10 protein-coding genes are annotated in these 12888 nt (G+C 69.6%); 3 read left to right on the top strand and 7 right to left on the bottom strand.

From position 1 onward, the window contains the following. Nucleotides 1-4: 4 nt before the first annotated feature. The 3 genes from ACVOME_RS01620 to ACVOME_RS01610 are packed head-to-tail and all read left to right on the top strand — an operon-like array spanning nt 5 to nt 3184. Nucleotides 5-2182, top strand: a complete 2178-nt coding sequence (locus tag ACVOME_RS01620) for a DUF802 domain-containing protein (RefSeq protein WP_481504626.1) — start codon at nt 5-7, stop codon at nt 2180-2182. Further along, nucleotides 2179-2817 carry an OmpA family protein gene (locus ACVOME_RS01615; RefSeq protein ID WP_053517790.1) on the top strand — a complete coding sequence of 213 codons (639 nt, stop codon included), beginning with the start codon at nt 2179-2181 and terminating at the stop codon, nt 2815-2817. Before ACVOME_RS01620 ends, ACVOME_RS01615 begins: the two co-directional genes overlap by 4 nt. Further along, the gene (locus tag ACVOME_RS01610; protein WP_065182919.1) at nt 2807-3184 is read left to right on the top strand and encodes a DUF2894 domain-containing protein; all 378 of its coding nucleotides are present in this window, start codon (nt 2807-2809) and stop codon (nt 3182-3184) included. The genes ACVOME_RS01615 and ACVOME_RS01610 overlap by 11 nt, the downstream gene beginning before the upstream one ends. A gap of 22 nt (nt 3185-3206) precedes the next feature. Here the strand turns inward: ACVOME_RS01610 and ACVOME_RS01605 are convergent, their stop codons facing one another. From ACVOME_RS01605 to ACVOME_RS01575, 7 genes are read right to left on the bottom strand one after another with little or no spacing between them, the layout of a single operon-like run. Further along, nucleotides 3207-3965 (bottom strand): 2,3-dihydro-2,3-dihydroxybenzoate dehydrogenase, encoded by a 759-nt coding sequence (locus tag ACVOME_RS01605; protein WP_481504625.1) that lies wholly within the window; start codon nt 3963-3965, stop codon nt 3207-3209. Next, nucleotides 3956-7846, bottom strand: a complete 3891-nt coding sequence (locus tag ACVOME_RS01600; RefSeq protein ID WP_481504624.1) for an amino acid adenylation domain-containing protein — start codon at nt 7844-7846, stop codon at nt 3956-3958. Before ACVOME_RS01600 ends, ACVOME_RS01605 begins: the two co-directional genes overlap by 10 nt. Further along, the gene (locus tag ACVOME_RS01595; RefSeq protein ID WP_053517795.1) at nt 7843-8100 is read right to left on the bottom strand and encodes a phosphopantetheine-binding protein; all 258 of its coding nucleotides are present in this window, start codon (nt 8098-8100) and stop codon (nt 7843-7845) included. Before ACVOME_RS01595 ends, ACVOME_RS01600 begins: the two co-directional genes overlap by 4 nt. After that, nucleotides 8100-8732, bottom strand: coding sequence for an isochorismatase family protein (locus tag ACVOME_RS01590; protein ID WP_180875289.1), 633 nt, complete (start codon nt 8730-8732; stop codon nt 8100-8102). Before ACVOME_RS01590 ends, ACVOME_RS01595 begins: the two co-directional genes overlap by 1 nt. Then, the gene (locus tag ACVOME_RS01585; RefSeq protein WP_459062073.1) at nt 8732-10378 is read right to left on the bottom strand and encodes a (2,3-dihydroxybenzoyl)adenylate synthase; all 1647 of its coding nucleotides are present in this window, start codon (nt 10376-10378) and stop codon (nt 8732-8734) included. Before ACVOME_RS01585 ends, ACVOME_RS01590 begins: the two co-directional genes overlap by 1 nt. Next, on the bottom strand, nt 10375-11568 hold the full coding sequence (locus ACVOME_RS01580) for an isochorismate synthase (protein WP_481504623.1): 1194 nt from the start codon (nt 11566-11568) through the stop codon (nt 10375-10377). The genes ACVOME_RS01585 and ACVOME_RS01580 overlap by 4 nt, the downstream gene beginning before the upstream one ends. Further along, nucleotides 11565-12761, bottom strand: a complete 1197-nt coding sequence (locus ACVOME_RS01575) for an MFS transporter (protein ID WP_481504622.1) — start codon at nt 12759-12761, stop codon at nt 11565-11567. The genes ACVOME_RS01580 and ACVOME_RS01575 overlap by 4 nt, the downstream gene beginning before the upstream one ends. Nucleotides 12762-12888 lie beyond the last annotated feature (127 nt).

Genomic DNA, 12888 nt, shown 5'->3' with positions numbered 1-12888 from the left:
CACCATGTCCAGAACTGCTTTCCCTGTCGTTGTCTTCCTTGTCGGCCTGCTGGCCGTGTGCTGGATCGGCATCGGCTACGTTTCGGTGCACCCGTTGGGTGCAGCGGTCGCGGCGGTCATTGCCGCCTGCTACATCGCCGGTGGTGTGGAGCTGTACCGCTATCGCCAGGCCAGCGCGGGCCTGCGCGATGCCCTGGGCGATCTGTCCGCCGCCGAGGAGCGCCTGGCACCCTGGCTGGAGCGCGTGCCGGCAAGCCTGCGCAATGCCGTGCGCCTGCGCGTGGAAGGTGAGCGCACCGCCCTGCCCGGCCCGGTCCTGACACCGTACCTGGTCGGCCTGCTGGTGCTGCTGGGCATGCTCGGCACCCTGCTGGGCATGATGGACACCCTGCGCGGCACCGGCCTCGCCCTGCAGAGCGCCACCGACATGGCCGCCATCCGCGGCTCGCTGGCATCCCCGGTACAGGGCCTGGCCGTCGCCTTCGGTACGTCGATTGCCGGTGTCGCCAGTTCGGCCATGCTGGGGCTGCTTTCGGCGCTGTTGCGCCGGGATCGCCTGCAGGCCGTGCAGCAGCTCGACCGTGCCATCTCCGGCCCGCTGCACCCGTATTCGCAGGCGTGGCAACGCGCCGAATCCCTGCGACTGCTGCAGGCGCAGTCCGCAGCGCTGCCGGCCCTGGTCGACCGCCTGCAGGCGATGACCGGTGCCTTCGAGCAGCACAGCCTGGCGGCCAACGAACGGCTGCTGGCCGGCCAGGCCGAGTTCCTCAGCCAGAGCCAGGCGCTGCAGGAGCGCCTGGCGGCCTCCCTCCAGCAATCGCTGCGCGAAGGCGCCGAAGCCAGCGCAGCGGCCATCGGCGGTGCCCTGCAGCCGATGGCGGAAACCACGCTGGCTGGCCTGGCCAGCCACGGCCAGGCCCTGCATGCGCGCGTTGAACAGGCGGTGCAGCAGCAGCTGGCCGGGCTGGCGGACGGCTTCGAGCGCAGCCGCGTATCGACTGAAGCCAGCTGGACGCGGGTGATGGCCGAACAAGCCCAGGCACAGCAGGCGCTGGTGTCCGACCTGCGTCAGCATCTGCAGGCCTTCAGCGATGCCCAGGGTGCACACGGCGAAGCAGTGGTGGCACGCATCGGCGAACGGCTGCAGGCGGATGCCGACCGCCAGACCGACGCGTGGCGCACTGCGGCCGACCAGCAGCATGCGCTGAACACCACGCTGGTCGAGCGCCAGCAGCAGGCGCTGGAGGCGGTCAGCCAGCATCTGGACGAACGGGCCCAGTCGCTGATTCACGCGCTTGAAGAACGTCATGCAGCCAGCCAGTCGCTGCTGCAGGACCACGAGCAGCAGCGCCAGGCGCGCTGGGAGGCCGCCAGCACCCATCTGCAACAGGCCCACGCCGCGCTGCAGGCACAACTGCAGGCCGGTGACGAACAGCGCCTGCAACGCTGGAGCGACGCGCTGCACACCCTGTCGAACGATCTGGCCGAACGCCTGCACGCCAATGGAGAACGCCTGGCTGCGCAGCAACAGCAGATCTGCGACACGCTGGCGGAGACCGCGCAGCAGATCGGCGAGAACGGCCGTGCCCAGGCCAGCGCAACGCTCGCGGAAGTCTCGACCCTGCTGCAGACGGCTGCCGCCGCACCGAAGGCCGCTGCCGACGTCATCAACGAGCTGCGCAGCACGCTCTCCGAGAGTCTGGTGCGCGACAACGCGATGCTGGAGGAGCGCGGCCGCCTGCTGGCGACGGTGCAGACCCTGCTGGATGCGATCAACCATGCCTCGCATGAACAACGCAGCGCGGTCGATGCACTGGTGGGCGGCTCGGCGGAACTGCTGGAGCGCGTCGGCAACCGCTTCACCGACCACATCGCGGCCGAAACCGGCAAGCTCGACGGCATCGCTGCACTGCTCGATGGCAGCGCCACTGAAGTCGGCCACCTTGCCGGCGCCTTCGGCGACGCCGTGGCCCAGTTCGGCGCCGCATCGGCCGAGCTGTCGGGCCGGCTGGAACAGATCGGTGGCGCGCTGGATGCCTCGCTGGCCCGCAGCGACGAGCAGCTGGCCTATTACGTGGCGCAGGCGCGCGAGGTGGTCGACCTGAGCCTGCTGTCGCAGAAACAGGTGATGGAGGAGCTGCAGCAGTTGGCCGCGCGCCGCGGCAAGGCCGGCACCGCATGAGCGACGAGCTGGAGGTCGACGGCGGTTCGCACGCGCCGATCTGGGCGGCATTCGGCGACCTGATGTCGGTACTGCTCGGCGCGTTCGTGCTGATCCTGGTCGGCGTGGTAGCGGTCCAGCTGGAACTCTCGCAGCGGCTGGAGGATGAAGTCAGGCAGCGCCAGGCCGAAGCCAAGCGCCTGCAGACGCTGGAGCAGGCACTGGCCGGCCCGCTGGCGGCGGGCCGGGTGACGCTGGTCGATGGCCGCATCGGCATCAGCGGCAGTGTGCTGTTCGCCCTCAATTCAGACCAGCTGCAGCCGGAGGGCCAGGAGCTGCTGCGCAGCCTGGCCGCACCGCTGGCTGCCTACCTGGGCAGCCGCGAAGAGATTCTGATGGTCAGCGGCTTCACCGATGATGCGCCGGTGCGCGAAGGCAACCGTCGTTTCGCCGACAACTGGGAACTGTCCGCGCAGCGTTCGCTGACGGTGACCCGTACCCTGATCGCGGATGGCGTACCGGCCGATGCGGTGTTCGCCGCCGCCTTCGGCAGCGAGCAGCCGGTCAGCTCCAATGCCAGCGAAGATGGCCGCGCGCGCAACCGCCGCGTGGAGATCGCGCCGATTCCCAGGCCCAGGGCACCGGATGGCAGATAAGCTGCCAGCGCTGGAGGGGCTGCGTGCACTGGTGCGCGATCTCGATGCGGGGTCGCGCTCGCTGGCGGACTACCCGCAGGTGCCGATGCTGCAGCAGGTGCAGCACGAGTGGTCGGAGCTGCGCAGTGAACTGCAGGTGCGCCGTTCGCTGCGCACCGAGGCCCCCGCCGACGGCGGCCCGCTGAACTCTGCGGTGCTGGTGCAGCGCATGCTCGATTCGATGCAGGCCGCCAGCCCCGGCTATCTGCGCCACTTCATCGATTACGTCGATACCCTGTCGTGGTTGCAGGCGCTGCAGGACGGTGCGGCCAGTGGCGGTGATGCGGCGAAACCGAAGCGCGCGCGCAAGCCCCGCAACCCCGGTTGAGGCCCGGCCCTGCATCAGGGGGTCAGCCGCGCAGCGTGGCGCCGCCGTCGACGTACAGGTCACTCATCGCCACATGCCCGGCCTGCTCGGACAGCAGGAACATCACCGACTGGGCAACGTCCTCCGGCGTAGCCAGCTTGCGCAGGGGAATGCCGGCCTTGTAGGTGTCGAGGTTGCCGGCAATCACCCGCTCGGCACCGTGCGCGTCTTCCCACATGCCGGTCTGCATGGCGGTCAGCGTCGAACCGGGTGCGACGATGTTGCAGCGGATGCCCAGTGGCGCCAGCTCCAGGCCCAGGCAACGGGTGAACATGGTCGCTGCCGCCTTCGAGGCAGCGTAGGCCGCCATGCCGTGACGCGGCACGCCTGCGGCGTTCGAGCTGACGGTGACGATGGCGCCCTGTCTGCGCGGTGACATCACCCGCGCCAGTGCGCGGCCGAGATGGAACACACCGTCAGCGTTGACCGAGAAAACACGGCGCCAATCGGCATCACAGGTATCCGTCACCGCGCCGACCTGCAGCACGCCGGCCACACTGGCCGCCAGGGCGATCGGTCCGATCTTCGCCTCTACCTGGTCGATGAGCGCATCGACCGCTGCGCTGTCGCTGACATCCAGCGCATACGCATGCACGCGCTCGCCCACGATCGCGGGCGACTCGCGGTCGGTGGCCACCACCTGGCAGCCGGCGGCGACCAGCAGTTTCACCAGCGCGGTGCCGATCCCCCCGGCTGCGCCGGTCACCAGCGCCACGCGACCCTCAAAACCGGTCAACTGCATGTTGCGATCTCCTGTTGTTCATCCCAATGCCGCAGTCGCGCCGACAGCCATGGCGCGAGTTGCGCCACCGCATCACGGCCGGTCAGTTCGGCATGCAGGAACGGCAGTTCCAGCGCCTGCACCGTGCGCGCGTGCGCCTTCCACAGCGCCGACTGCAGCTGTGGTCGTGCCTGGTGGTCGCGCCCTGCGCGCACATGCACCAGGGTCCCGTCGAATGGACGGTGGTGGTGCTCGCGGATCAGCCGGTTGGTTCCGGTGACCGCGCGCACCACGCCGTCCAGCACCACGTCGGGCAGGCTGCCCAGCGCACTGCCACCTCGACGCAGGAAAGCCAGAATGCGCTCGCGGCTGTCCAGCTCCGGGTGAGCGTCCGGATCGTGACCGGCGATGGCCAGCAACGCCCGCAGTGCGGCGATCGGATCCGGCTCCGGCTCGGCCCGCCAGCACTCACTGGGATAGGCGTCGAGCAGGACCAGCTCGCCGACCTTGCGACCGATCTCGTGCAGGCGCACGGCCATCGCCTGGGCGATGATCCCCCCCACCGACCAGCCGAGCAGGTGCACCGGCCCGCGCGGCTGCAGGGTCACTACACGCTGCACGTACTCGTTGGCCATCGCCTCGATGCTGGCCGGCAGCGGCTGCGCGGCGTCCAGCGCCGGCGACTGCAGCCCGTACACGGCCCGCGCCGGTTGCAGCGCACGCGCCAGCGCGCGGTAATTCCAGGCGATGCCGCCTGCCGGGTGCAGCACGAACAGCGGCGGGGGTTCAGTCCCATCGGTCGTGGTCAACGCGATGACCGGGCCCAAGGCATGATCGGCCAGCATCGGGGGTTCGGCGATACGCCGGGCCAGCGCCGCCACCGTCGGCTCCGCGAACAGAACGCCGAGGCCCAGCTCGCAGCGCCAGCGCTGTTCGATGGCCAGCAGCAGGTGCACGGCCGAAAGCGAGTCGCCCCCCAGGCTGAAGAAGTCCGCATCCACCGCAACTGCCTGCTCACGGCCCAGTGCCTGTGCGAACAAGGCGGCCAGCGCATGTTCCAGTGGCGTGCGCGGTGCGACACCGGTCATCCCGACCTCCGGCGGTTTCGGAAGCGCGCTGCGATCCAGCTTTCCGTTGGTGGTCACCGGCCAGTGATCGACCCCGACAAACGCCGACGGCACCATGTAGTCCGGCACGCGCGCCGCCAGGTGCGCGCGCAGGGCAGCGGCGTCGGCCATTGCCGCTGGCACGTAGGCGACCAGCCGCGGCTCACCGGGAAGGTCGTGGCGCAGCAGCACTTCCACGCGCTCCATGCCGGGCAGTTCCCGCAGCGCCGCCTCGATCTCCCCCAGCTCGATGCGCAGACCGCGCAGCTTCACCTGATGGTCGCTGCGGCCCAGATACTCGACCGCTCCGTCGCTGCGCCAACGTGCAACGTCCCCGGTGCGGTAGATGCGCTCGCCCGCGAGGAAGGGATCGGCCAGGAAACGTCCGGCGGTGAGATCGTCGCGGCCCAGGTAGCCTCGTGCCAGCTGCACGCCGCCGAGGTAGAGCTCGCCCGGCACGCCCACCGGCAAAGGCTGCATGCGTGCATCGAGCACATACAGGCGGGTGTTCCAGACCGGGAAGCCGATCGGGACCGGGCGTGAGCGATCGCCTGCCGGGGCTGGCCAGTAACTGACGTCCACCGCGGCTTCGGTAGGCCCGTACAGGTTGTGCAGCTGCGCGTCGATGCGGGCATGGAAGCGGTCGCGGAGCGAGGCGTCGAGCGCTTCGCCGCTGGTGAACACCCGGCGCAGCTGCAGGCCCTGCGAGGCCGGCGCCGCGAGGAAGGCGTCCAGCATCGACGGGACGAAGTGGGCGGTGGTGATGGCCTGCGCGCGGATCAGCCGGGCCAGCTCGGTGGGATCACGATGGGCATCCGGACCCGCGAGAACCAGCGTGGCGCCGCACAGCAGCGGCAGGAAGAACTCCCAGACCGACACGTCGAACGTGGCGGGCGTCTTCTGCAGCACGCGGTCGTCGGCGCCGAAGCCGTAGTGCTCGCGCATCCACAACAGGCGGTTGACGATGGCGCGATGCTCGATGACCACGCCCTTGGGTTCGCCGGTCGAGCCGGAGGTGTAGATCACATAGGCCGCATCATCCGGCGCCGGGTCCGGCCAGGGCGCGGCAGACCCCTGTGCCATCCATTGATCGGGCGGCAGCACCGGCACGCCTGCGGCCCGGTGCGCCATCGTGCTGTCGGCCAGCACGCAGGCCGGACGCGCCGAGCGCAGGATGCGCGCCAGGCGCTCGTCGGGATGTGCAGGATCCAGCGGAAGATAGGCGGCGCCGGCACGCAGCACGGCCACCAGGGCGATGACCAGCTCCATCGAACGCGGCAGCGCGACCGCCACCACACTGCCCGGCCCCACCCCCAGCGCGCGCAGCTGTGCCGCCAGCGCGAAGCTGCGTGCCTCCAGCGCGGCATGCTCAAGCGTCGCGTCGCCGCAGACCAGCGCCGTTGCCTGCGGGTCGCGATCCATGCCCTGCTGCAACAGTTCCACCAGTGTGGTTGCAGGCAATGGATGGGTGGTCGCGTTGAAGCGGTGAACCACCTGGGCGATTTCTGCCCCGGTGGCCAGTGGCACGCTGGCAATGTCGTCGGCATCCAGCGCCGCCGACACGAAATGCAGCAGCCGTTGCGCATGCGCCTGCACGTCGGCGTCGCTGTACAGGGCGGGGTTCGCCTCGATCTCCAGATCCAGCAGCGCCTGGCCATCACCGCGGAAGCCCAGCACCAGATCCTCCACCGGCCCGGTGCACAGCACCTGCAGCGTGGCCTGCACGCCGGGCAGGGCCAGCGGCCTGTAGAACGGCTGTATGTTCACCAGCGGGCCATGCAGGCGCTGCTGCGCACCGACCAGTCCCAGATCGCGCCGCAGCTGTTCGCCGCGATACCGGCCATGCCTGCGGCTCTGGCTCAACTGCCGGCCGATGCCACGGGTGTAGCTTTCGACACTGCCCTCGGCAGCGGCCACGCGCAGCGGCAGCACGTTCATCACCATCGCGGGCACGCGCGCCGACGCGTTTCCCAGGCGCCCCATGTAGGGCACCCCCAGCACCACTTCCTCGGCCGCACTCATCCGCCGCAGGTACTCGGCCGCAAGTGCGGCCAGCACATCCGGCCACGGCTGCAGCCAGCGCACTGATGCCTGCAGCAGCTCTTCACGGAAGGTGGCATCCAGCGGCTGCACCCAGCGCAGCGCGTCATCGCTGGCGGCGGCGATGCCGGCCAGACCAGCGGCGGCCGGCGCGTCCCGCAGGTGGTCGCGCCACCAGGCACCGGCCATCTCGCGACGCGGATCGATGCGGTATGCCGCATCGTCGGCCAGTACACCGGCCAGGGGCGGCAGCGCATCGCCGCCGCGCCCGGCGTACAGCGCGCAGACACGATCGCTGATCAGTGCCATGCCATAGCCATCAGTGCCGAGATGGTGAACGCGCAGGTACCAGAGCCAGCGCTGGCCTCCCAGTGCGTAGAGCACCTGCTGGCTGATCCGGTCGCGGGTGGGATCGACCGGGCTCAGCCGGTCGGCCCGCATCGCGGCGTTGGCGTCGGCCACCGGATCGGCAGCGCTGGAAAGATCATGGACTGCCAGCAGCGGTACATGCGCCGGCTCATGCCATTGCAGCGGCTGGCCATCGCTGCCTTCCGCGAAGCGCAGTGCGAGCGCCTGCGCCTCTGCCGCCGCCTGGTTGGCGGCGGCCGTGAACGCCGCCACGTCCAGCGCGCCGTCGATCCATACGGCATGGGCCGTGTTGAATGCAGGGTTGTCGGGAGCCAGGCGCTGGGCATACCACAGCCCCGCCTGGGCCTCGGTCAATGCCACCGGTGAGGCTGGCGCTGCACCGTTCATGCGCCTTGTGCGGCCTGCAGCCGTTGCACCACCTGCCACCACTGGCGCAGCGTGGTGTGCTCGGCCAGCTGCGAGAACTCCAGCGGAAGGCCAGTATTGCTCCACGCAAGAACGAGGCCGAGCATGCGCATCGAATCCAGGTCGAGATCGATCAGGTTGTCGTCATCGCCGATGTCGGCCGGCTCGCATTCGAGCACGCGCGCCACGTCCGCGCGCATCCGTTCCAGGTCAAGCACATCGCCCGTCCTATCCATCACAGTGTCTCCAGCAGCTGGCCGGTGGTCATCGGTACGCCACAGGTCCGTGCGATCCAGTGCAGCGCCTGCTCATGATCGGCGCGCGAGAAGTCGGCGACCGCATCCGCGGCGATGAATGCCTCGATATCACGCTGGAAGGCTTCGACCACGGTCGCGGTGCAGCCGATATGCGCATACACACCGGTCACCAGCAGCTGGTCGCGCCCGCGCGCGCGCATCAGCGTCTCCAGGTTGCTGCGCTGGAACGCGCTGTAGCGATGCTTGACCAGTACGTGCTCGCCCGGCTGCGGGGCCAGCGCGGTGATGATCGGCTCATGTTCGTCACTCCGGCGCATGCCGGGCCCCCACAGGTCGGCCTGCAGGCCGCGGTCGCGCCGGTCCTGATCGCCATGCTGGGCGGTATAGAACACGGGAATTCCCTGCGCCCGGCAATGCGCCAGCAGGCGCGCGACGTTGTCCACGGCGGGGCGCAGCGGCTCGCTGTCCGCGTCGAACGCTGCCAGGAAGTAGCGTTGCATGTCGTGCACCAGCAACGCGATCCGCTCGCGCTGCGGGTGCCAGGGGCCGCGCGGCTGTGGTAACTCGCTGGCGGTCGGCAGGGAATATGAAGCAATGCGGGGCAGCGCCATCAGCGCGTTCCTCCTGTCTGTTGCAGATGACGCGCACGCAGCTGCGCACGCAGTTCGCGGCGGCTGATCTTGCCGACCGCTGTTGTATCGAAGCTGTCCACGAACACCACCTGGTCCGGCACCTTGAACGCCGCCAGCCCGCGCCCGCGCATCCAGGCCTTCAGTGCCGGCGCCGTGATCGGCTCGCCCTGGCGGATGACGAAGGCACAGCTGCGCTCGCCCAGGTACTCATCGGGAATGGACACCACCGCCGCATCGAACACACCCGGATGGGCCAGCAGATGGTCTTCGATCTCCTCGGCGGAGATCTTCTCGCCGGCACGGTTGATGTGGTCCCCGGCACGCCCCTGCACCACCAGATATCCCCCGGGCAGCTGCTGCACGCGGTCGCCGGTGCGGTAGAAGCCGTCGTCGGTGAACGAGCGCGCGTTGGCTGCGGCATCGTTGTGGTACCCACGGATGGTGTACGGGCCGCGGGTCAACAGATGTCCGATCTCGCCCTCGGCAACCGGCTGATCGTGGTCGTCGACCACACGGACTTCGTCGTCAGGGCTGATCGGACGTCCCTGGCAGGCCACCACCAGTTCCTCGGGATCGTCGAGGCGGGTGTAGTTCACCAGGCCTTCGGCCATGCCGAACACCTGCTGCAGCGTGCAGCCCAGGCCATCGATGACGCGCCGCGCGGCCTCCGGCACCAGTTTTGCGCCGCCCACCTGCAGCACCCGCAGGCTGGACAGATCGTGCTTCGTCGATGCCGCTGCCTGCGCCCACAGCAGGGCCAGCGGCGGCACCAGCCCACAGCAGGTCACCTTCTCGCGTGCAATCAGCGGGAACGCGACATCCGGGCCCGGCCCCGGACTGAGCACCACGCGGGCACCGGCATACAGCGCACCGAAGAAGCCCGGCGAGCTCATCGGAAAATTATGCGCGGCCGGCAATGCGACCAGATACACGCTGTCGCGGTCGATCCCGCAGATCGCGTTGCTGGCACGGAACGAATAGATGTAGTCGTCGTGCGTGCGCGGAATCAGCTTGGACAGGCCGGTGCTGCCACCTGACAGCTGCAGGAACGCCACCGACTGCGGATCCGGGTCGGCCGGCAGCTGGCTGCGGTCGCCCTGCAGGTTCGCCAGCCCGACGAACTCCTCCGCATCGCCGTCGATCACCACGTGGCGCAGGGCCGGCACCTCCGCCTGCAGTGCCCGTGCCAGCCCGCGATGATCGAAACCCTCGTGCACATCGGCGGTGACAAAGGCACTGGCCTCGGCCTTCGTGGCGAAGTGCACCAGCTCGGTGATGCGGTGCGCGGGCAACGCGTACACCGGTACCAGGCCGGCGCGGAACAGGCCGCAGACGGTGGCGATGAAGCCGGCGCTGTTGCCCAGCTGCACCAGCACCCGTTCACCGGGCTGCAGGCCCAGCGCCAGCAGGCCGCTGCCGATGCGCCCGGCCTCGTGCCACAGCTGCGCATAGCTCAGTCGGACATCACCTGCCACCACCGCGATGTCATCGGCGTAGCGTTCGGCGCGCTCGCGCAGGAAGGCCGGGAAGGTCTCCCCGCGCCAATGCCCCATCCGGCGATAGTGGGCGACCCGGTCTTCGGGCCATACCTGCCGCAATGGCAGGCGGGAAGGAAATCGGCTCATGCGAGGGGCTCGGTCGGGGGCGCGGGCTCACTGACGCCCAACGCGTTCAACAGGGCAGCAAACTTCGCTGCGGTTTCGGCCACTTCGGCCTGCGGCTGCGACCCGGCGACGATGCCGGCGCCCGCATACAGGCGCAGCTGCGTGCCCTGCAGTCGTGCGCAGCGGATGGCGACGTACCAGTCGCCGTCGCCCTGCGCGTCCAGCCACCCCACGGCACCGGCGTAGAAGCCGCGTGGAACCGGCTCCAGTTCGCGGATGCGCTGCAGCGCCGCCTGCTGCGGCGTGCCGCATACGGCGGGCGTGGGATGCAGCTGCGCCAGCAGGGCGGCGGCCGGCACCCGTGGATCCTTCAACGTGGCATGGATGCGGGTTCCCAGGTGCCACATGGTGGCCGTGGCATGCAGCACCGGCCGCGCCTGCGCATCGATATGGCTGCAATAGGGAGAGAGGCCATCAACGATGGCCTCGACCACATGACGGTGCTCGTCGTGATCCTTGGCCGACGCCAGCAGGGTCTGCGCGGCACGCTCGTCCTGCACCGGATCCGCACTGCGCCGGGCTGAGCCGGCCAGCGGGTGCGACAGCACCTGCGCGCCGCGCTTGCGCAGCAGCAGCTCGGGCGTCGCCCCGACCAGCCATGCCGGGGCCTGGCCCAGCTCCACCGGCAGCGGCACCGCGTAGGTCGCTACCGACGGATCGGCTCCCAGTCTCGCCAGCAGCACATCGGGCGTCAGGGCGTGGCGTGTGTGTGCCAACAGGCTGCGCGCCAGTACCACCTTGTGCAGGTCCTGTCGGGGATCACGCAGGGCCTGTACTGCCCTATCCACCGCTGCGGCGTAGTCGTCCGCCGAAGGTTCGGCCTGCACGACACCCTCCAGCGACGGCGCAGCCTGCGGCTGCACCGGCAACGCAGGCAGCACGCGTTCGGGCTGGTACAGCGCATCGTGAGCACGTGGTTCGAACGGAATCGCTCCGACCAGCAGGCCCGGCCCGCCCCGCTGCTGCGCGAAGAACGCAGCCACGCGCCCGGCCAGCGTCACCAGCGGACCGGACGCAAGCGCCGCACGACAGCCACGCGCATGCACATGCTGCCCTGCATGCTGCAGCAGGAACAGCGTGGGGTCATCCGCAGCCGGCAACGGCAACGGCGCCGTCTCCTGCCATGCATCGTCCCTGAGCGAATCGTTCATGTCGCCTCCTTCATCCGGTGCGCTGCCGCCAGCACGCACAGCAACAGCAGCAGCACACCGACCAGCAGATACGGCAGGCTCGGCCCGCCCCGATACAACAGCGTGCCGAGCATCGGCCCGACCACCATGCCCAGCCCCTGTGCCGCAGCGACCGTTCCGGCGGCGGCACCCTGTTCGTGTGCCTGCACCGCATCGGCGGCCAGCGCCTGGAACGACGGGAACACGAAGCCCATGCCGAATGCCGCCAGCGCATAGGCCGCCGGCAGCTGCCAGGACTGCTGCACGGCGGCGACCGAGGCGAAGCCGATACCGGCGATCAATGCACCCAGCACGATCCAGCGCCGCGGTGGCACCTCCAGCTTCATCACCAGTGCCTGCGCCAGGATCAGCCCGACGCCCACAGCCGTCAGTGCGATGCCGGCCATGCGCGCGCCTTCAGCCGCTGCCAGGCCGAGGCGATCGATCGCGAAGAAGCCGACCGTCACCTGCGCGATGGTCACCGACACCATTGCAAGGAACGCGGCCAGCTGGGGCAGCCGAAGGCGCCGGTCCAGACGGCGCAGGGGCGTCCGTCGTGCTGACGATGCCGCCGCTGCCGGCGCTGTCGAAGGCAGACGCCACGCCAGCAGTGCCAGCGCCAGCAGCGGCAACAGCGCGGCCACATACAGCGCCAGCGAAAGATGCGTGTAGGCCAGCCAGCCTGCTGCCGCTGGGCCCAGCACCATCCCCAGTGCATTGGCACTGCCCAGACGGGCGAGAAACTGCGTGCGCTGGCCAGCCGGCGCCTGGTCGGCGATCAAGGCTGCGGCCGTCGGTGGCACGGCGGCATAGAACAGCCCGATCAGCCCGCGCGCGCCCACCAGCACCAGCACCGACACAACCACCGGCGGCGTGACCTCCAGGGCCACATCGATGAACATGGCGAGCGCGAGGTAGACGCCGGTGTACGCGCCCATCGCCAGCAGCAGCACGCGCTTGCGACCGATGCGGTCGCTGAGTTGGCCCCAGCGGCGAGCCGCCAGCATCCACAGCACGCCGGCGGCCGTCACCGACAGGCCCGCGTGCCATTCGGACAGGCCCAACAGCCGGACCACCGGGCCGATCACGGCGACGAAAGACATCATGGCCATGGTGCCGATCAGGGCCGCCAACACCAGGGCCGGCAAACCGGGAACGACGGGACGTGCGTGCATGGAACACCAGCCGTGACAGGGAAGGACGGCAGAACGCCAGCACGACGCTCCGCCCGATGCCGCCACGTCACGCAGCGGCACCATCCTTAAATGATAACGGCTCGTATTTGCATTTGATACCCATTCA

The sequence above is a fragment of the Stenotrophomonas sp. STEN008 genome, from assembly GCF_056760435.1.
Note: the sequence above shows the minus strand (reverse complement) of the source record. Positions and strands in the feature narration are given on the sequence as shown.